This is a genomic window from Shewanella sp. MM_2022_3, assembly GCF_022557375.1.
In the GTDB taxonomy this organism is placed as follows: Bacteria; Pseudomonadota; Gammaproteobacteria; order Enterobacterales; family Shewanellaceae; genus Shewanella; species Shewanella xiamenensis.
The window spans coordinates 1-20308 of sequence record NZ_JAKZGV010000004.1; the positions used below are offsets into that span (position 1 = coordinate 1).

A 20308-nucleotide genomic window follows, 5' to 3' on the forward strand; every position below is an offset into this window, starting at 1 on the left:
ACAACGTCCATTTGTGAGACAAATTTATTCGAAGACGAGTATTTTGAGGTTTTTAATTCTTCCGATCAATTAAATAATTATTTTATTAATACAGAACGGAGTTTTATATAGCTAGGTTTTTTAAATGTGTTTAATTTGTATGAGTTTAATAAAAGCATTAGGGTGATTAATTGAATTAAAAACATAATTGATACAATTGTTGTATAAATATTTAATGCGCACCCATTCCGTATCAATTTGTTGCAATTTTAATTAAAACGCCAATATAAGAAATGGCGTTCTAATTAAAATGGTAATTTATTGCGCTAAGTTAATATATTGAGCGGCAATATATTGGCTATCTACTGCCTTTAATATTTCTAGATTGTCTAAAGCAGGTGGTGAGGCTAAGCACTCTAGTGCCTTTTGTGCCAGCAGCGCGGGTTGGCGAACGGGGACGAGATATTGTGCTAAATGGCCTGTGAGAATTTCATTGGGCCCGTGGGGGCAATCCGTACTGACGACAGGCGTTCCACAGGCTAAAGACTCAATTACAACGGTCGGTAAGCCTTCAAAATCTGAGCTGAGTAACATCAACTCGGCCTTGGCAATCCAGGCGTAGGGATTGTGTTGAAACCCTGGAGTGATGATTCTGTGTTCGACACCGTATTTCTTGGCCAGTTTGCGCGCCTTTTTGGGGCGGTTGCACAGCAGGACAAGTTTAGGGGCTGTTGGCATATCCCTAAGTGCCTTAAACAAAATATCGTGGCGCTTTTGCCGTGTCACGCGGCCGACATGGATCATATAAGGCTCGCTTGGGATCTCGGCAATTTCTTCTTGAGTCTTCTTGCGGATCTCCTCCAATCTAAAGGGGTTATAGATGGTCTGAACGCTTTGTGGTTTGAGCCAGGAAGTGGCTCTGAGCTCATCGGCGATGCCATTGGAAACTGTGATGATTTTTTTGCCTATCAGTGCCTTGGCTTTTTTCCAGCGGCGCCAGAAATGCACTGGACCGCGCTTTAATTCCATCAATAGCTCTTGCTTAAGGGCGCAGTGGCAAAAGTAGTAGCAGGGTTCGAAGTCGCAACCCGATACAACGACATCGCAGTCGGTCGAGTTACTTAAAAATAGCGAGAACTTACCCGATTGTTCCGCTTCGGCCACCTTGGCCTTCAGGCGTTGTCTTTGTTCCTGTAGGCTTGGCTTTTGGCCGGCGTCATACAGGTAATGAATCGTCACATTTTCTGGCGGCATAAAATCTCCCTCTTTATGGAACACAAAGAGGTGAACATCTTGCCCGGCTTCCTGCAGCACTTCGGCCTGAGATAAGGCAATTTTGACCGTGCCATTCGAGAAAAAGTTATGGCAAAAAATGGCGATTTTTTTCATATAAGTGCTCTGATTACGTGGACTTAATCGGTTGCAGTATGGTTTTAATCCTCCTCGGTTGGATGAAAACCATTGCCTACTTAATCCAATATATTGCGAGTCGGCATTATATCAGTTCATGCCTTTACATGGGCTTAATCCGAGGAATTCTTGCCAGTATTTCAATTTTTAATAGGATTTTGGGTGGTTTTTATCTGGAAGATTCACTCAAGTGGCTAAAACGAGTAGACTGGCGGCAATGATTTTTAGGTATTTATCTGAGTCGAGCCAGCAAAGTGCATACAAGAGCAATTTATCCTGGGACGTTTGATCCCATTACCAATGGTCATGCCGATTTGATTGAGCGTGCGGCTAAGTTGTTTAAGCATGTGATTATTGGTATTGCAGCCAATCCATCCAAGCAACCTAGATTTACCCTCGAGGAGCGCGTTGAGCTGGTGAATCGTGTCACTGCGCATTTGGATAATGTCGAAGTGGTTGGTTTTTCGGGCTTGCTGGTGGATTTTGCCAAGGAACAGCGTGCGAGCGTGCTGGTGCGTGGTTTGCGTGCAGTGTCTGACTTTGAGTATGAGTTCCAATTGGCCAATATGAATCGTAGATTAAGCCCAGATCTTGAGAGCGTGTTTTTAACACCGGCCGAAGAAAATTCCTTTATTTCTTCCACCCTAGTGAAGGAAGTCGCGCTGCATGGCGGTGATGTGAGTCAATTTGTACACCCTGAGGTAGCAAGCGCGTTGACCGCCAAGCTTAACCTCGCAAAAGCCTGATAAGGCTGAGTATTTCTATAAAACCTTTGAGGCATCAAGCCTCGCGATGATAATGAAAAGGATGTTATGAAGGCTTTTTTGACCCCCACTATCCTCGCTGCTAGCGTTGCATCTGGTTTACTGTTTTCTGCTTCCGTTGCTGCCGCCCCTTGGGTGGATGCCTCGGACATTTATTTAAGAGCCGATATTCAAGCACTAGCCGATGCGGGCGTGATCCGTGTGCCTGTGAATACCTTTCCCTTGATGTGGTCGGGAATTGGTGGTGACTTAGCGAAAGTCGAACCCGAGCTATTGTCTCCCCGATTAGTGCAAGCCTTTGCCCGAGTTAACTTTTACTATCAAAATGCCGTCGATAATCGCGGCAATGCTAGGGTTAAACTCTCGGGGGCGACCGATCCTGCTCGCTTCCAGCATTATGGCTCCGACTACCGTGAAAAGGGCGAGGTTAAAGCCTCCTACGAATATTTAGGCTCACGTGTGGCCTATAAAACCACAGTTGCCGAGACGTATGATCCGCAAGATAACAAGAACTTCCGCCTCGATGAGTCTTATTTTGCGGTGATCATGGGGAACTGGATTGCCACCTTAGGTACGGTTGAGCAATGGTGGGGCCCAGGATTCGATTCATCACTCCATCGCTCTAATAACGCGCGTCCTATGCAGTCACTGTCGCTCAGCCGCAATAATGCCGCCGCCTTCGAAACGCCATTGTTATCTTGGATTGGTCCTTGGACCTTCAAGACCGGTTTTAGCATGGCTGAAAAAGAGCGTGCCGTGCCTAAAACGGCTGAATGGGATATGCGTTTCACCGCCAAACCCCTTCAGCAGCTAGAAATTGGTCTGTCTTGGTCGACACTCTTTTGCGGTGAAGGGCAAAATTGCGACTTCGATTCCTGGTGGGATTCGGTGGCGGGCAATGCTGTTTGTATCGACGGTTCAGATTCTTGTCTTGCCGAACAACGTCGTGACGCGGGCCATAGAACTCAGAGCATCGATTTACGCTATGCAGATACTTGGCAAGATATTCCCGTTGGTTTGTACCTTGAACGCAGCTGCGAAAACGGCAGCGATTGCGGCTCACTCTGGGGTATAGATACTCATTTCGGCACATCAGGTAAACAGTTCAAGCTGTTTATGGAATACTCGGATACCTTTGTCGAATGTGATGGCAAGCCTAACTGTTTCTATGAAGATCCTGTTTACCTCAGTGGAGCGCGTTACTACGGCAGAGCTTTAGGCTCGACCTATGATAGCGATGCTCAAGTCTTTGTGTTTGGTTTGGTTGGTCAGTTCCATAACAGTCGCGGTTTTACCTCGCTACTGCGTTATGCCAAGTTGAATAAAGACGGCACCAACGTGGCGACCACATGGGCGCCACAGCCACCGAAGGAAGACTTACTGATGCTGGAACTTTCCTATCGTATGCCGGTGTGGAAGGGCATGTGGAGTTTGGGGGGCACAGTCTCGAGATCGGAATTTGATGTACAAGAAAACGATACTAATGCGACTTTCTTTAGCAGTTTTGAATATCGTTTTTAAGCGCTAATCCAATAAAGAGGCCTGCTAATCAGCAGGACTCTTTATTTTCTCAGAGAGCTTACTTTGCGTAAAACGCGCGGTACCACTCGACAAATCTGCTCACCCCAGTATTGATATCGACTTGGGGTTTGTATCCCACGGCCTTAAATAGATCTTCGGTATCGGCCCAAGTGGAATGCACATCACCTGGCTGCATGGGTAAAAATTGCTTTTTCGCCTCGATGCCAAGCGCGCGCTCGAGTGCGGTAATAAAGTCGAGCAATTGCACCGGGCTGCCATTACCTATGTTGAATACGCGATAGGGCGCGCTGCTATTGGCGGGTGTGCCTGTTTCAATATGCCAGTCAGGAGTTGAGCTAGGTGGCTTATCTTGTACCCGAATAATGCCCTCAACGATATCGTCGATATAGGTGAAATCACGGCTGAGATCGCCATGGTTATACACATCAATCGTTTCACTGGCGAGTATCGCTTTAGTGAATTTAAACAAGGCCATATCGGGTCGTCCCCAGGGGCCATACACAGTAAAAAAGCGCAGGCCTGTGGTGGGTAACTGATAGAGATGCGAGTAAGTGTGCGACATTAACTCGTTGGCTTTCTTGGTCGCCGCATACAGGGATATCGGATGATCGACGCTATCCTCGGTCGAAAATGGCATCTTTTGATTCAAGCCGTAGACAGAGGATGAAGAGGCATACACTAGATGCTCAATCTTATGGTGGCGACACCCCTCTAATATCGTGAGATGTCCGACTAAATTGCTATCGGCATAGGCGAGGGGATTATCGAGGGAGTAGCGCACTCCAGCCTGCGCGGCGAGATGGATAACACGTTGGAAACCCTGCTGCGCAAATAGTGTTGCTATGCCTTCTCTGTCGGCTAAGTCCTGTTTGATAAAACGGAAATTGCTTAACGCTTCGAGTGGTGCCAGCCGTGCGAGTTTTAATCCAACATCATAGTAGTCATTGAGGTTATCAATCCCGACCACCTCATGGCCCATTGCGCAGAGGCGCTTACTGACGTTGGCGCCGATAAACCCTGCCGCGCCTGTGACTAAGTATTTCATGGTAAACCTTGGTGTTGGGGACGCTTAGTCGTGATGGAACAGATCTCGAGTGTAAACCTTATCGGCAACATCTTCGAGTTCACTGGCCATGCGATTCGTGACGATGACATCACACATGGCTTTAAATTCTTCTAAATTGCGGATAACGGTTGATTTAAAGAATTCGTTTTCCTTTAAGACTGGTTCATAGACCACGACTTCAATCCCTTTAGCTTTAATGCGTTTCATCACACCTTGCACCGCAGAGGCTCGGAAGTTGTCCGACTCTGACTTCATGATCAATCGGTAAATCCCCACTCGCTTAGGCTGCTTACGGATAATGGCATCGGCAATAAAATCTTTACGGGTAGTGTTAGCATCGACAATGGCGCTGATCAGATTGTTGGGCACATCGTTATAGTTTGCGAGTAATTGCTTAGTATCCTTTGGCAGGCAGTAACCACCGTAACCGAAGGAGGGATTGTTATAGTAATCGCCGATGCGCGGATCTAAACATACGCCTTCGATAATCTGGCGGGTGTTAAGTCCACGACTTTCAGCATAGGTGTCCAACTCATTAAAATAGGCGACGCGCATGGCTAAAAATGTATTGGCAAATAACTTTATCGCTTCTGCCTCGGTGCTGTCGGTGAGCAAAATCGGAATATCTTGTTTAATCGCCGCATTAGCAAGAAGGGTTGCAAAGGTTTGGGCGCGAACTGAACGTTCACCCACAATGATACGAGAGGGGTGAAGGTTATCGTAAAGAGCTTGGCCCTCGCGTAAAAACTCGGGTGAGAACAGAATGTTCTCGCTATTTAATCTGGTTCTCAAACTCGCAGTAAAGCCGACGGGTACAGTCGATTTAATAATAATCGTCGTGTCGGGATTCAGGGCGAGGACTTCCTTGGCGACATTTTCGACCGATTGAGTATTAAAGTAGTTGGTTTGCGGATCATAGTCAGTCGGGGTGGCAATAATGACAAAATCGGCGTCTTTGACTGCGTTTTTGTCCATCGTGGCGCGCAGATTTAAGACACTATTGCACAGGTATTCTTCAATCAGGTTGTCCGCGACGGTTGATTTTCGGTCATTGACCAATTTGACTCGTTCAGGCATCAGATCAATAGCAGTCACTTGGTTTTGCTGCGCGAGCAACACCGCATTTGATAGGCCGACATAGCCCATTCCAACCACAACTATGTTCATAGATTCAATAAAGTTTGGCATGTAGTTATCTAACCTAGCATTTTCTGTGGCGATAAAATATGTCATTTCGATGAAATCCACAGTTCCAAATTAAGTACTCTTTTCTTGCATTTTACGCCTATACAATGCTGGTCTTGCATACGGTTTAATTCATAACATCCTATCAATGCAGATTTTTATTTTGCAACAATCCTATGTTACCGTATTTATGGTCATAAACGCTGGAGTATTAATGTGATTTCAGTTGTCATCCCCGCAAAAGATGAGGTGGGCAATATTGGCCCATTAATGGAAGAGATATGCCAAGCCCTGCAAGGGATGACTGAGTTTGAAATTCTGGTCGTCGATGACGGTAGCCAAGATGACACTTTTGGTGAAGTCATCGATACCGCTGAACTGATGCAGTGCAACGCAAAAGCTATTCGTCACGAGCGCAGTACTGGCCAAAGTACCGCAATATTTACAGGCGTTTTACATGCCCGCGGTAAATACATCGTTACCTTAGATGCCGATGGGCAAAACGACCCTGCGGATATTCCCGCCATGTTGACACAACTGCCGCAAATACATGCCGAACACTTTTGTATTGCCGGTTACCGCAAAAACCGTAAAGACACGGCGTGGAAGCGATTCCAGTCCCGCTTTGCTAATAAAGTGCGTGATGCACTGTTACACGATGGCGTACCCGATACCGGCTGTGGCCTAAAACTCTTCCCCCGTGAAACCTTCCTTCGTATGCCTTACTTCGACCATATGCACAGATATATCCCTGCACTCGTGCGCCGCATGGGGGGAGAGGTATTTATTTCTGTGGTGAATCATAGAGATCGCCAAGTTGGGGTGTCTAAATATACCGCTTGGAATCGGGTCTGGGTCGGGATTGTCGACATCATGGGCGTCATGTGGCTCGGTCGCAGGGCGAAAATCGCTAAGGTCGCCCGTAGCGAAACCCGCTGGCACGATTAAGATGAAGCGACTCTATAAGGCGGTGTTTATCGTCTTTATTTTGCTGGTGTTAATGTTTGCGGCCCAGCAAGGGTTATTCGAGCATGTGACCGATAGCAATTGGGTGGCGCACTTTATTAAAGCGGAAGGAAACTATGCGTTAATGGCTTTACTAGCCGTGGGCGCACTATTTACCGCTGTCGGTGGACCAAGGCAGGTGATCGCCTTTGTGTTTGGTTTTGCTTTAGGTGGTATTTATGGTGGCTTATTTTCCACCTTAGCGGCATTGCTTGGCTGTGTGCTGGCGTTTTATACCGCGAGATTGACGATACGCAGTAGCCTCCAGCGACGTTTTGGCCATCGCTTGCAAAAATTTGAGGCGCTGATCATTCATCGGACTTGGTTAAAAGTCTTAATGATCCGCCTGTTGCCCGTAGGCAGTAATCTGCTGACAAACCTGTTTGCGGGAGCGACGCATATTTCCCCCGGGGGATTTTTATTTGGCAGTATGCTGGGTTATTTACCGCAGATGTTGATTTTTAGTTTTGCGGGTGCGGGTATTGGCTTGTCTGATCATAACCAACTGGGGATCAGTATCGGGCTGTTTATTATCTCGAGTCTTATCGGTGCTTACCTTTACCGTTCTAGCCTGCGTAAGCAGGTGGATGAATTGGAACACTAAATAGGGATTAGGAATGGATGCATTGAATCGTCGTTTCAATAGCGAAGATTATTACCAAGTACTCTGGCCGCTGCTGTTGATGAGTTTGCTGATCTTGCTGGTTGGCATTGGTTTTCGTTCCCCTTGGCCAGCCGACGAGCCGCGGTTTGTTGAGGTCGCGCGGGAGATGGTGGCCTCGGGTCAATGGCTATTCCCTACCCGGGGCGGGGAATATTATCCCGATAAACCACCAGTATTTATGTGGGCGATTGCCCTGTTTTATCAACTAACGGGGTCGTTAAAATTCTCCTTTTTACTCCCCAATGCCCTCTGTGGCTTGCTGACGGTATTCCTTGTCTATGATTTGGGTGCCAGATTGTGGAATGTGCGGGTTGGGCGCAACGCCGCTTTATTGCTCCTCATCGTGCCGCAATTTTTAATGCAGGCGAAAAATGCCCAGATAGATGCCATGGTGATGTGTTGGATAACCGTGGGATGTTACGGATTAATCAGACATTTTATGCTTGGGCCTAAGTGGCATTGGTATTTTATCGGTTGGGCATTTATGGGGCTTGGGGTGATCACTAAGGGGGTTGGTTTTTTGCCCCTATTGTTGCTCATTCCGATTGGGATTTACGCCTTCAAAGATAAGACCCGTTTTGAGGGGCGCTTAACTTGGCTTTGCCTCGCGGGGCCGTTGGCCATGCTGGCCGTGATTGCCTGTTGGTTAGTGCCAATGGTGATGACGGTTCAAGCCCATGGCACTCCCGAGATGGTGGCCTATCAAAATAACATTTTGTTTAAGCAAACGGGCGAGCGTTACGTCAATGCTTGGCACCATATCAAGCCTTGGTATTTCTTCGTGCTGAGCGTGATCCCTTGGATGTGGTTCCCGATTTCGTTGCTGGTGGTCGCCTATTGGAAACAGTGGCTGCAAAAGGTGAAGGCCGATCCCACCATCGCGATTCTGCTGATTTGGGTCGGGCTCGTGGTGCTGTTTTTCAGTATCAGCCCGGGCAAGCGCAACGTGTATATTCTGCCCGCATTACCTATGTTGGCCTTGGCGGCGTCAGCGGTATTAACGAGTGTTTCACCCAAAGCTTGGTTTGAAAAACTGGTCACTGGTGTGCTGTGGTTCTTGGGCGCACTCGTGTTAGTGGCCGGCGTGCTGGCATTTATCCATCACCCTGCACTTGTCAAAGCGCTGGCGGATTATACCGATGATCTCACTAGCATTAGTTACTTATTTATTTTGCTCGGGGTGCTTTGGTGTGCCTTGCTGTGGCTGGCGCGTCGTCAGTTTGCACTGGTGAAAGTGGGGTTAGTTTCAGCCTTGGGCTGGGTGCTGGTGAGCACTTGGGGTTACGCTATGCTTGATGAAATGCGCACCCCCAGAAGCCTGATGCTACATACCGCCGAAGTGATAGGTGAGGATGCCGAGCTTGGGTTAGTAAACTTTAAAGAGCAATTTATTCTGTTCTCGCCCATGAGTGTGACGCATTTTAGTTATCTCGCGCCAGTAGAAGAGCAGGAGCGTAACGCGTGGCAATGGATGCTGGAGAACAAACAGCGTTATGTGCTAGCACCTAGCGGTGCCGAGCTGAGTTGTTTCGATATTAAAGGCGGTAAGAGTATGGGGATTGCCCACCGTGACGAGTGGATTTTGTTATCCGCTGCGGAACTTAAGCCTCAGTGCCAAGCGCCAGAGCGTGAGTACCGTTACTTTACCGATCATCCTGGCCGTTGGTTAAAAGAGTAATCAAACACCATATCGAAGAAGCTAAAAATGCCTGCAATAGCAGGCATTTTTATGAGCGAGATTAACGCGTCTGGCAGATGCTGCAAAACACTGTGCTGCGTTGACCAAGGCGGATTTCGCTGAGTAGATTGCCGCACTGAGTGCAGGTTTCGCCGCCGCGGCCGTAAACATGCAGCTTTTGGGCGAAATAGCCGGGTTTACCCTCGGCATTGGTGAAGTCCTTAAGCGTGGTGCCGCCCTGCTTGATGGCGTGTGCGAGGATTTGTTTCACTTCAGCAACCAGTACCATTAAGCGTTCAATATCTATCTTGCCTGCCTCCGCCTCGGGGTGTATCCCTGCGGCAAACAGTGCTTCGTTGGCGTAAATATTTCCCACACCCACCACAATATGATTATCCATCAGGCAGAGTTTGATGGCCTTTTTCTTGCCCGCCAGTGCGGCAGCTAACTGATTGACATTAAAGGCATCGGTCAGAGGTTCTGGCCCGAGTTTTTCCAGCAGCGGATGGGCTTCCTCTGGCAATTGGCACCATAACCAAGCGCCGAAGCGTCTTGGGTCGTTAAAGCGCAGAATGCGGCCATTGGCGAGAACGAGATCGATATGGTCATGCTTCTCCACTGGCGTGTCGTGGGGCAGGATCCTTAGGCTGCCCGACATTCCCAAGTGCACTATGCTGGTGCCGGCATCGGTATCGATGAGCAGATACTTAGCACGGCGGCGCACTTGGCGTATGGTTTGGCCGATGATCTGTTTGGCAAGTTCGGGAACGGGCCAACGCAGTGAGGCGTTCCGCACAACGAGGTCAACCACGGTTTGATCGACTAAGTAAGGGGTTATCCCCTGACGGGTGACTTCGACTTCTGGTAATTCCGGCATGATTGGCTTCTTTTATTCAATAGATTAACGTGCAGGTTTCGCATCGAGGATTGGCTGTAAACCCGTCCTTAAGCTCGGTGGCACTAAGTACCAGTTGCTCGCGGGAGATTTAAGGACGCCTTCATCGGGGAAATAAATCCAGCGCTGTGATTGACGAATATCGGTAATTTGGATCACCAGCTCCTGAGGTTTGCCAGTGGGTTGTGGCGCGTCATTGAAGGGCGAGACCCTTAAGCCTTGCCAAGCCTTTGCCCATTGCTCACAGTTGAGTACTTGTGGATCGCATTCCCAGTTTGAAGTTTGTTTGTGCAGCCAAATACCATCCAACTGCAACTGAGCCAGCGGGGCATTATCATCAAATAGCCGTTGCGCATCACTGGGCACATTTTGGGTTTTCTTATCCATAAACGTGAGCACGCCAATGATAAACACGCAGGCAAGAATAATGATGTTATTCCACTGTTTACGAGTAAGCGCCATAGGAAGAGTGACACAAAAAATAGGACTAATGCCATGAGTGTATCACGGCAAAATTGAGATGCTAGCCCTGAGGTGAGGAGGTTAACCGCCGGTGGCGTTCATAAAACGCAGAATTTGTACTTCGTTATTATCGAATACATGCTGCTGAGGTTTGCGCTTAATACCATGGAGAATGGCGGTTTTTAGCCGTTCAATATCGCCGGGGAACTCTCTTATAATGCTTTTTAAATCAACGGAGTGCTCATTACCCAGACAGAGCAATAGCTGTCCCTCTACGGTAACGCGCACCCGATTACACTCGTGGCAAAAATTATGGCTATGGGGTGAGATAAAGCCGATGTGAATTGGACTATCGACCATCTTGTAGTAACGCGCGGGTCCGCCTGTGCGTTTATTGGAGAGTTGTAGTGGATAATGCTCGCTAATCATGGCCTTAACTTCATCACTGCTGCAATGGCGCATGCGTTTGCGTTCATCCATTTCACCCAGCGGCATTTCTTCAATAAAGGCGATATCGAGCTTGCGGTCGCGGCAAAAGTTAACCAGATCGATGACTTCATGATCGTTTTGCTGTTTGAGGATCACGGCATTGATTTTTATGCGCGTAAAACCTGCGGCAATGGCCGCATCAATGCCTTCGATAACGCGTGCTAATTTGCCGTTGCGTGTCAGTTGGGTAAATAGTTCGGGGTTAAGGGTATCTAAGCTGATATTTAAACGCTTAAGACCCGCATCAAACATAGGTTTGGCAAACTTACTGAGTCTAGAGCCGTTGGTGGTCATCGATAAATCTTTGAGCCCTGGGAGCTTGCCAAGTAAGTGCACCAGTTGATCGCAATCGCTACGCACTAGCGGCTCGCCGCCGGTGAGGCGAATTTTGGTCACCCCCAGTTCAGTAAAGGCTTGGGCAATCCAAGCCAACTCTTCGAGGTGCAGTACATGGTCCTTGGGCAAGAAGCAGGGATCTTCGGTCATGCAGTAGACACAACGGAAGTCGCAGCGATCTGTCACTGAGAGTCGTAAATATTCGACCTGACGGCCAAAGGCATCTACAAGTTGGCTCATAGGGACTCAGTGGCTCTTATAGAAGATCGGCAAAAGGTTGAATAAACACGGTTTCACCCGCATTCACCACCTCAGCATCATCTCCAATGATGATAAGGCAATTGCCTTTGACCATAGAGCTGAGCATGCCAGAACCTTGGTTACCAGTGCTGGTCACGTGCTGCCGGCCATCATGACCGAGGCGATAAATGCCGCGGATAAACTCAGTGCGGCCCGTGCGGCTTCGCAGGGTTTCATCGGTAATCGCTGGGAATAATGGTGCCTGCCAGTTTGTTTCGCCTGCGAGCTTACGCAGTGCAGGTTGCACAAATTGCAGGAACGACACCATCACCGCCACCGGATTGCCGGGCAAGCCGAAGAATAGGCTATCGCCGACCTTACCAAAGGCGAGTGGGCGACCAGGGCGCATATTGATCCGCCAGAAGTCGATATTGCCAAGGCGTGCCAGCACGGCCTTGATGTAGTCGGCATCGCCAACGGAAACCCCGCCAGAGCTAATCACCACATCGGCCTGCGCCGCAGCCTTGGTTAAGGTGGCTTCGAGAGCGCTTTCGGAGTCTTCGATAATGCCTAAGTCAATGACGTCACAACCTAAACGTTTTGCCATCGCTTTGATGGTGTAACGGTTTGAGTCATAAATACAGTTTGGATTCAGTGCTTCGCCGGGTTGGCTGACTTCATCCCCGGTTGAAAACACGGCTACTGTTGGACGGCGATAAACCGTCACACGGTTAAGGCCGAGGGAGGCTAATAAGCCTTGCTCGGCGGCGCTTAGGCGCGTGGCCTGTGTGAGTGCGACTTGGCCTTGGCCAATGTCTTCACCCGCAAGGCGAACGTGTTGGCCCTGCTGAATGCGGCCTTCAAAACTGACCTTGGCATTGGCCTCGTTAGCTAGCTCTCGAGGTTGAACAGTATCGGCGCCAGCGGGCACGGGCGCACCCGTCATTATGCGAACAGTCTCTCCTGCCTTAAGAATGCCCGAATATTGATGTCCGGCGAGGACCTCTCCGACTAAGGTGAAGCTTGCAGGCAGCGGATCTTGATAGGCGAAGGCATAACCATCCATCGCCGAGTTGGTTTGCTGCGGTACATCCACGGGCGAAATGCTGTCGCGGGCGAGCACGCGATAATCTAAATCGTCTAAGCCTATGTCTTCCACCTCTGTGACCGGCGTGACATGGGATAAAATCTGCGCTAACCCTTGGCTCACGCTCAGGTTTTTATCGCTGCCCAAGGTGCAGGCATCGACAGTTGCGAACGGTAATGCGGGGTTAGGGGCTTGCCAGCTATTGGCATATTCCATCACAAAGTCAGCAATTTGCGCGACATTGTTAAGGTCGAGTCTTCTTAGCTCGCTCGGTAGCTCGGTGTCATCACAGCAAGCGATGGCGAGAATATTGTCGTCTTGGGTATAGATAAACGGCTTGCCGTGGGCGGCGCGGTGCAGCTCAATTTTCGGTAATGTGAGTTTTTTAAAGCCTTCGACTAAGACGATATCGACTTTATCGGCTTCAATTTGTTTGAGTAGGTGGACTAACTCTGGGTCGCCATCGCGGGCATCTTCGGTCATCAGCGCCCAACGCACATGGGAGGCGACTAACATTTGCCGTGCGCCAGCTTTTCGCATCTCGTAGCTGTCTTTACCTGGGATATCGACATCGAAATTGTGGTGAGCATGTTTGATCACCGCCAGACGCAGGCCGCGCTGATTTAATTCGGGGATCAATTGCTTGAGTAGGGTGGTTTTCCCCGTGCCGCTATAGGCACAAAATCCGAGAACGGGAATAGATAGCGGATTGACGAAGGGAGTACTCATTTGCACCTCTAATCTGGGAAATTTGAAGCCTTAGCTTTGGTTTATCTCTGCTGCCAGTCGTTGTTTTTGTTCTGGCGTGTTCACATTGACGAAGGCATTGGGTTGATCGGCAAAGGCCGCCACGGCATAGCGATGTTTGGCATACCAAAAATCAATTTTACGCTCACCCGCTTCGAGAAAGGCGGTCATCGACTCGCGCAGGCTCGGCTTTAGTAACATCACCACCGGCTGCTCACGTTTCCCATCGCTGGCCACGGCAAGTTCAGCGCCGTTTGCCTCAATGGCGGTTAATAAGCGGGCGACTAAATCCCGCGGGAGTAGCGGACAATCGCAGGGCACCACGAGCAGATAGTCTGCTTGGGTGTGACCCATAGCGGTGATCATGCCCGCCAAGGGGCCGAGAAACCCAGTATGCTCATCGCTCAACACCGTAAAACCGAACTCAGCATAGCGTGTTTGGTTACGATTTGCGTTGATCAGGATCTCCTTAACCTGAGGTTTTATCCGTTCGATAGTGTGTTCTATCATGGCCTTGCCGTTTAGCTCGACGAGGCCTTTATCGTCCCCGCCCATACGGCGTGCCATACCACCGGCAAGAATAACCGCATCAATTTGCAACGACATATAAAGATCCCTGTGTGGAGTTTGTGGGCGTTTGCTGATGGGAGGTTATCACCTGTTGGTCTGCAATGTGCCACTGCTGCTCGCAAATGGCGGTGAGCGCACAGTTTTGGTGGCTGCTTAATAGCATTCCCGTCCCTTGCTGTTTGAGCTGTTGGATCATTTGCAGCACTAAGGCTTGGGAGTCCTTATCCATATTGGAGGTCGGCTCATCGAGCATCAGTAACTTTGGCTGCAATATCCAAGCGCGGGCGATGGCGAGGCGTTGTCTTTCGCCGCCGGATAAATTGCTGGCTCTGGCTTGTAATAGCGAGCCTAGTTGGGCCATTTCAATTGCTTGGCCTATTCTGCGTTTGGCCTCGGTTTTTGAGGCCGCAAAGGGGAGCCCGTAGGTCAGGTTGTAATTGACTGTACCATCGAATAGATAGGGATGTTGGTGGAGGTAAACGGCTTTGCCGAGCAAAGGGTTACGTGTCCACCATGCGTCCTTTTTAAAGCCGCTAACTTCAATCTTGCCCTGAGATGGCGGCTGTAAACCCGCGAGGATCTTCATTAGGGTCGACTTGCCCGAGCCGTTGTCACCCTGCAAATAAATGACGTTCCCTTGGCACAACTCTAGGCTATGGGCTTTGAATAATAAGCGCGAGCCAAAGGACATTTCCAAGTCACGGGCGATCAGTTTGGCTTGGGTCATAAGTTAATGGCTCCTTGGCGTTTCTTTGCCGCGTAAACTACCTAAGGCAAAGTTGAGGATCAAGGCCAAGATTAGCAGCACTAATCCGAGGGCGATAGCTTGGGCGAAATCGCCTTTACTGGTTTCCAGTGCGATAGCCGTCGGGATATTACGTGTTACGTTTAAAATGTTGCCGCCGACCATCATAGAACAGCCGACTTCGGTGAGAATACGGCTAAAGGCCGCGACAATTGCCAGCAATAACGGCATACGCAGTTCGCGACACACGGTCCAGACCGCGCTAAACCAAGAGGCGCCTAAGGTGCGTGAGGTTTCCCATGCACGGCGATCGACACTGGTGAATGCAGCTTGGCTCATGGCGATCATCACTGGGGCGCAAATCAGCATTTGGCCGAGGATCATCCCCTCTTGAGTAAACAGCCACTTTAAATCCCCAAGCGGGCCGTTGCGGGTCAAGATGAGGTACACCAGAAGGCCGATCACTACGGTGGGAATCGATTGCAGTGTCTGCACTAAGTTGGTGACAAACCACTTTCCAGGGAAATGGGCAAACGCCAACACAAAACCGAGCACCATCGACGGGACTAAGGTAATGAGAAGTGCCGCGAACGAAACCGAAAACGAGACAGAAATGATGGACCAAACGTCGGGGTCCAATGAAAACAGCAGGCTTAACGCCTGCTGTAACAGTGCTAGCCAGCCTTCGTTCATTCGCTATAGGTTGCCTTGAACAGTTGCTCGCCTTCAACTTTGAAGTTGTTGATCATGCTTTGACCTTCTTTGCTGATCAGCCAGTCACTGAAGGCTTTTGCGCCTTTGTGGTTCAGATCTGGGTATTTCGCTGGGTTGATCAGAATCACTTGGTATGGGTTCGCTAGGGTTTTTCCACCATCAAAATCCACACCTAAGTCCAACTTCGTTTTGTACGCTACGAAAGTACCACGGTCAGATAGAGTGTAACCTTGTAATTCGTTTGCCATCAGCAGGGTTTTACCCATGCCTTGACCGACTGAAGTGTAACCTTTGAAGTCAGGAGTCACGCCTGCGGCTTTCCATACTTCTAGCTCTTTGATGTGAGTGCCAGAGTTGTCACCACGAGATAAGAAAGGTAAGCCAGATTTGGCGATTTTAGCGAAGGCTTCTTCAGCGGTTTTGCTTTCACGCAGTTTGGCAGGGTCGTTTTTAGGGCCTAATACGACGAAATCGTTTTCCATAATGCCACGTGGCTCAACACCAAAACCATCGGCAACAAATTTTGCTTCAGCGCTTGGTGCGTGGGTCATCACTAAATCTACATCGCCTTGCTCACCTAGTTTCAGTGCTTTACCTGTACCAGTGGCGATAACTTGTACTTTATAGCCTGTTGCACTTTCAAACTTAGGCAGTAATTCTTGTAACAGACCAGAGTTTTCAGTACTGGTCGTGGTGGCTAACTTAATCACTTCAGCCGATTGAGCGGGTAACACTGTGAGCATACTGGCTGCAACAACTAAGCCTAGTAAAGATTTCATGTGGGATTTCACGTTTAGCATGGATACTCCTTGGCGAAAAATAGGGGTCCGACTCAATTGCCTACTGAGTGGGAGATTCCGTAAATTGTAATGCGTTCGATGGAAAGCAAATAGGATGCCAAACCAATAATGGTGCATTTACCTTCACAGCATGATCTAAATTGTGAGCTCGATCCCAGGCTCAGCAAATAGTTTACAGACAAATTGTCCCAGCGCATGCTTCTGATGGTTCATAGTGACCTATTCGTCTAGTTTCAATGCTAGAATTGGTCGCAATTGAGTCAAAATGTCCAGAAGTGAGCACTATGAGCCAGATAGATAATAACCTCAAGCCCCTTCCTTCCGCTGTTTCAGTCCTGATCGTCGATGACGAGCCGGGGATGCGTAGCTTTTTGAATAAGGCGCTCTCGAAGAAATTCGCCTTAGTCGAAACGGCGGGCAGTATTGAAGATGCTGAGCAGTTACGTAGCCGCTGCCATTTCGACTTGCTGATTGTCGATATCCGCTTACCCGGTCGTTCGGGTATCGAGTGGCACGAAGCCTTAGATGAGCAAGGTCGACGTTCCGATGTAATCTTTATGACCGGCTATGCGGATTTAGAGGTGGCGATTAAAGCGCTGCGAGCAGGTGCCTCAGATTTCATTATGAAGCCATTCCATCTCGAGCAGATGATGTCGGCGGTTGACCGTTGTATTGAACGCCGATTGCTGCGCCGTGAAAACTTGATGTTGCGTCGCGAAGTCTCTATCGGCTATTCCTCTACCATCATAGGGAGTAGCGACGCCATGAAGTCGGTGAAGCAAGTGATAGAGCGCGTGGCACCGACCAATGCCGTGGTATTAATTCAAGGCGAATCGGGCACGGGTAAAGAGTTAGTTGCGCGCCAATTACATTTACTCAGCGGTCGCCAAGGGCCCTTCGTGCCAGTTAACTGTGGCTCGATAGCCCCCGAACTGCTTGAGAGTGAACTCTTTGGTCATACGGCAGGGGCGTTTACTGGTGCTAAAGGTAACCGTGAAGGCCTATTTAGTTTTGCCTCCGGCGGTACGATTTTCCTCGATGAAATTGGCGAGATGCCGCTCAAAATGCAAACAGCGTTGTTAAGGGTGCTGGAGCAGAAGGCGATTCGCCCCGTGGGCAGTGAGAAGGAAGTCAATATTGATGTCCGGGTGATTGCGGCAACTAACCGTACTCTGATGGATGAAGTCGAAGCGGGGAACTTCCGTCGCGATCTTTATTATCGACTGAATGTGCTGGATATTTTTATTCCTCCGCTGCGTGAGCGTCCGGAAGATGTGGTCGAATTGACCCACCATTTTACCCGCCAATTGGCTGCTGAATTAGGCGTGCGTGAAGTGGTGTGGAGTCATGAAGACATGGTAAAGCTGCAACAACATGAATGGCCGGGTAATATCCGCGAACTGCGTAATATGATTGAGCGCTGTATTCTGCTCGGCAAACCGCCAGCGGAGTACTGGAAGCAGCAGGTTAAAACCGAGTCTTCGGCTTTGCAGGGTTATCCTTTAGATTGGCCATTAAAAGATGTGGAAAAACACCATGTGACGAGTGTGGTCGATCTGCATTCTGGTAATAAATCTGCGGCTGCTCGGGACTTAGGGGTTTCCCGCAAGACCTTAGATCGCAAATATAAAGAGTGGTTTGACGTTAGCGACGAGCAGGAGTTTTAAGTGTCTTTTTTTACTCACTTTTTTGGAGTTAGTTGGCAGCAAATGCAGGCTAAAGTGCGTTATCGCATTTTGATCCTCACATTGCTGCCGATTTTGCTCACTTTGGTGAGTTTAGTGTTTATCACGATTTACTGGAATATCAGCTACACAGGCAAGCAACTGTTTATGAAGGTCAAAGCCGATTTGGCTGTGGCTGAAAACACCCTGCAACAGGTGCAAGTTCGCCAAGAAAAACAGCTAGAAAGAGTGATGACCTCATGGACATTCCAGAATGATTTTAGGCCGATCCTCAGTGGTGCATTAGATCATAGGACGAGCATAGATAGTTTTCTTGATGAGCAAAAGCAGCAACTCGATTTAGACTTTTTGCGGCTGGTCAGTGTGGCTGAAGCGGCGGCGGATCCTGATTTACGACAGATTTTACCGAAAATGGGTGGAATGTTGCCTTATTCAGGACTGATGGTGTTATCTCGTGAACGTTTGGCGCGGATTGACCCTGATTTAGCGCAAAGAGCGAGTATTCCACTGTTAGCGACCTTGCGGGCACAAAGTCCCAATAAGCAAGTTGAGGATCGTGGTTTGCTCAGCCGTAGCTTGTTGCCGATCCCCGATACTGAAGGCAAAGTGGCATGGTATCTCGACGGCGGGGTGTTATTTAACCGCGACACCCGCATCGTTGATCATATCCGCGATCTTGTCTACGACAAGGGTACCTTGCCCGAACGTTCAATTGGTACTGTGACGATTTTTCTCGATAATATTCGGGTATCGACTAACGTTCCTTTGCATTTTTTTCCACAGCCGAATGAATCCCAAGGGCGTGCGCTGGGGAGTTTGGTCTCGGAGGAAGTGCGAGAAAAAGTGTTAAATCACGGAGAGTTATGGGTCGATAGGGCGTTTGTGTACAATGATTGGTTTATTTCTGCCTATGCGCCGTTAGAAGATGTCCGTGGACAACGAATTGGGATGATTTACACCGGTTTTTCGGAGTCACCTTTTATTCATAACTACCTGCTTAATATCATTGAGTTAGGTACCATTCTGATGTTAGTGCTGCTTATTTCTGGATTGCTGGTTTACCGCGGTGCCTACAGTTTATTGCAGCCGATTGAGCGGATTCACCATGTGGTGCAAGCGGTGCAGTCTGGACGCAATGTGCGTATTGGTGCCTTGGGGTTAGATAGGGATAACGAGTTGTCGAATCTTGCCGAGCAGTTCGACCGTATGCTCGATCTATTGCAGCGGCGCAACGCGCAAATTCAGGCCGCTGCCGAACAGCTCGAAATGAAGGTCGAAGAGCGCACTCGTAGCCTGCAAGATAAGACCTTAGAGCTACAGCGTAACGTCGCTTTACTCAATGAGACACGCCAGCAGTTAGTGACTAATGAAAAGTTGACCGCTCTAGGAGAGTTAACCGCTGGTATTGCACACGAAATCAATAATCCGACCGCTGTTATCCTCGGCAATATGGAGTTACTGCGCTATGAGCTGGGTGATAATGCCGACGTCGTAAAAGAAGAAATTGATCTAGTTATTCAGCAGGTTGGTCGTATAAGCACTATTATCCGTAGCCTACTGCAATATAGTCGCCCGGGAGAGTTTAACGCTCCCTTAGAGATGCACCCTATCACGCCGATCATTGAGGAAATGCTGGTATTAGTGCGGCATTCAATTCAAAAGCAAGAAGTTGTGCTGATAACGGAACTGAACGCCAGTTGCCCTGTTCAGGTCAATCGCCCGCAGTTACTGCAAGTACTGATTAACCTTGTGGTGAACGCAGCCCATGCGATGGATGGTAAGGGACGCATTTGGGTTCGCACTTATGATTGGGTGCAGCAAGATATGCCGATTGGCGTCAAAATCGAGGTTGAAGACGAAGGGTCTGGGATTGAGCCTGAGCAATTGGGGCGGATTTTTGATCCTTTCTATACCACGCGTAAAGATGGCACTGGTCTTGGGCTGTCGCTCAGCTACGGTATTATTAAGCGCATCGGTGGCACCATAGAGGTGAGCTCTGTATTAGGTAAAGGCTCAATCTTCACCATTGGCTTGTATCACGAGGCTAAGGAAGATCAACAAAACAACCTTTACGATGGCTTACATTTTTCTGGACATAATGCTGAAATCTAAATTCTGCGCGAGTTAAGTATAAGGTTCAAAGAGCTTTATTGAATAAAAAGCAAAAAAAAAAGCCGGATGATGAATCCGGCCACAAAAGAGTGTGTGAGCAATGTCGTGCTTGCAAACTCAGGAGCACTTTAAC

Annotated in this window: 18 protein-coding genes; 7 read left to right on the plus strand and 11 right to left on the minus strand. The window is 48.9% G+C overall.

Translation table 11 applies throughout. The features are described from left to right. Positions 1–297: 297 nt before the first annotated feature. Entirely contained in the window at positions 298–1368 is a 1071-nt protein-coding gene (locus tag MMG82_RS03595) for a glycosyltransferase (RefSeq protein WP_172590736.1), read from the minus strand. A 275-nt stretch (positions 1369–1643) separates the two neighbouring features. Here MMG82_RS03595 and coaD point away from each other — a divergent pair, with 275 nt between their 5' ends. Both coaD and MMG82_RS03605 read left to right on the plus strand, forming a co-directional pair. After that, entirely contained in the window at positions 1644–2135 is a 492-nt protein-coding gene (coaD, locus tag MMG82_RS03600; protein WP_011718800.1) for a pantetheine-phosphate adenylyltransferase, read from the plus strand. 66 nt (positions 2136–2201) lie between these two features. Further along, a complete protein-coding gene (locus MMG82_RS03605; protein WP_172590735.1) occupies positions 2202–3674 on the plus strand; it encodes a capsule assembly Wzi family protein in 1473 nt (490 codons plus the stop codon). A gap of 58 nt (positions 3675–3732) precedes the next feature. On the opposite strand, the gene MMG82_RS03610 is transcribed toward MMG82_RS03605, so the two are convergent. After that, positions 3733–4740, minus strand: a complete 1008-nt coding sequence (locus tag MMG82_RS03610; RefSeq protein ID WP_047533828.1) for an NAD-dependent epimerase — start codon at positions 4738–4740, stop codon at positions 3733–3735. 24 nt (positions 4741–4764) lie between these two features. Beyond that, a complete protein-coding gene (locus tag MMG82_RS03615; RefSeq protein WP_047540075.1) occupies positions 4765–5928 on the minus strand; it encodes a nucleotide sugar dehydrogenase in 1164 nt (387 codons plus the stop codon). Between the two features lie 234 nt (positions 5929–6162). Here MMG82_RS03615 and MMG82_RS03620 point away from each other — a divergent pair, with 234 nt between their 5' ends. From MMG82_RS03620 to MMG82_RS03630, 3 genes are read left to right on the plus strand one after another with little or no spacing between them, the layout of a single operon-like run. After that, positions 6163–6894: a glycosyltransferase family 2 protein gene (locus MMG82_RS03620; RefSeq protein WP_047533826.1), complete on the plus strand. Its 732-nt coding sequence runs from the start codon at positions 6163–6165 to the stop codon at positions 6892–6894. A 1-nt stretch (position 6895) separates the two neighbouring features. Continuing rightward, positions 6896–7555 (plus strand): VTT domain-containing protein, encoded by a 660-nt coding sequence (locus tag MMG82_RS03625; RefSeq protein ID WP_241406473.1) that lies wholly within the window; start codon positions 6896–6898, stop codon positions 7553–7555. A gap of 13 nt (positions 7556–7568) precedes the next feature. Continuing rightward, positions 7569–9293, plus strand: coding sequence for a glycosyltransferase family 39 protein (locus tag MMG82_RS03630; RefSeq protein WP_241406474.1), 1725 nt, complete (start codon positions 7569–7571; stop codon positions 9291–9293). A gap of 61 nt (positions 9294–9354) precedes the next feature. Here MMG82_RS03630 and mutM read toward each other — a convergent pair whose 3' ends face one another. From mutM to MMG82_RS03670, 8 genes are all read right to left on the minus strand, one after another. Then, a complete protein-coding gene (gene mutM, locus MMG82_RS03635; protein WP_047533820.1) occupies positions 9355–10170 on the minus strand; it encodes a bifunctional DNA-formamidopyrimidine glycosylase/DNA-(apurinic or apyrimidinic site) lyase in 816 nt (271 codons plus the stop codon). 24 nt (positions 10171–10194) lie between these two features. Continuing rightward, positions 10195–10650 carry a hypothetical protein gene (locus MMG82_RS03640; protein ID WP_047533817.1) on the minus strand — a complete coding sequence of 152 codons (456 nt, stop codon included), beginning with the start codon at positions 10648–10650 and terminating at the stop codon, positions 10195–10197. Between the two features lie 81 nt (positions 10651–10731). Then, the gene (gene moaA / locus MMG82_RS03645) at positions 10732–11715 is read right to left on the minus strand and encodes a GTP 3',8-cyclase MoaA (RefSeq protein ID WP_037424015.1); all 984 of its coding nucleotides are present in this window, start codon (positions 11713–11715) and stop codon (positions 10732–10734) included. A gap of 16 nt (positions 11716–11731) precedes the next feature. Next, on the minus strand, positions 11732–13531 hold the full coding sequence (locus MMG82_RS03650) for a bifunctional molybdopterin-guanine dinucleotide biosynthesis adaptor protein MobB/molybdopterin molybdotransferase MoeA (protein WP_047533815.1): 1800 nt from the start codon (positions 13529–13531) through the stop codon (positions 11732–11734). 30 nt (positions 13532–13561) lie between these two features. Further along, a complete protein-coding gene (gene mobA, locus MMG82_RS03655; protein WP_047533813.1) occupies positions 13562–14155 on the minus strand; it encodes a molybdenum cofactor guanylyltransferase MobA in 594 nt (197 codons plus the stop codon). Beyond that, the gene (locus MMG82_RS03660) at positions 14139–14846 is read right to left on the minus strand and encodes an energy-coupling factor ABC transporter ATP-binding protein (RefSeq protein WP_241406475.1); all 708 of its coding nucleotides are present in this window, start codon (positions 14844–14846) and stop codon (positions 14139–14141) included. The genes mobA and MMG82_RS03660 overlap by 17 nt, the downstream gene beginning before the upstream one ends. Before the next feature lie 3 nt (positions 14847–14849). Continuing rightward, positions 14850–15557 carry an ABC transporter permease gene (locus MMG82_RS03665; protein ID WP_144346365.1) on the minus strand — a complete coding sequence of 236 codons (708 nt, stop codon included), beginning with the start codon at positions 15555–15557 and terminating at the stop codon, positions 14850–14852. Then, a complete protein-coding gene (locus MMG82_RS03670) occupies positions 15554–16378 on the minus strand; it encodes a substrate-binding domain-containing protein (RefSeq protein ID WP_037423998.1) in 825 nt (274 codons plus the stop codon). The genes MMG82_RS03665 and MMG82_RS03670 overlap by 4 nt, the downstream gene beginning before the upstream one ends. A 284-nt stretch (positions 16379–16662) precedes the next feature. On the opposite strand from MMG82_RS03670, the gene MMG82_RS03675 reads away from it, so the two are divergent. Together MMG82_RS03675 and MMG82_RS03680 are read left to right on the plus strand one after the other, a co-directional pair. Continuing rightward, positions 16663–18045, plus strand: a complete 1383-nt coding sequence (locus MMG82_RS03675; protein WP_037423995.1) for a sigma-54 dependent transcriptional regulator — start codon at positions 16663–16665, stop codon at positions 18043–18045. Beyond that, the gene (locus tag MMG82_RS03680; RefSeq protein ID WP_037423992.1) at positions 18046–20175 is read left to right on the plus strand and encodes a cache domain-containing protein; all 2130 of its coding nucleotides are present in this window, start codon (positions 18046–18048) and stop codon (positions 20173–20175) included. Positions 20176–20308 lie beyond the last annotated feature (133 nt).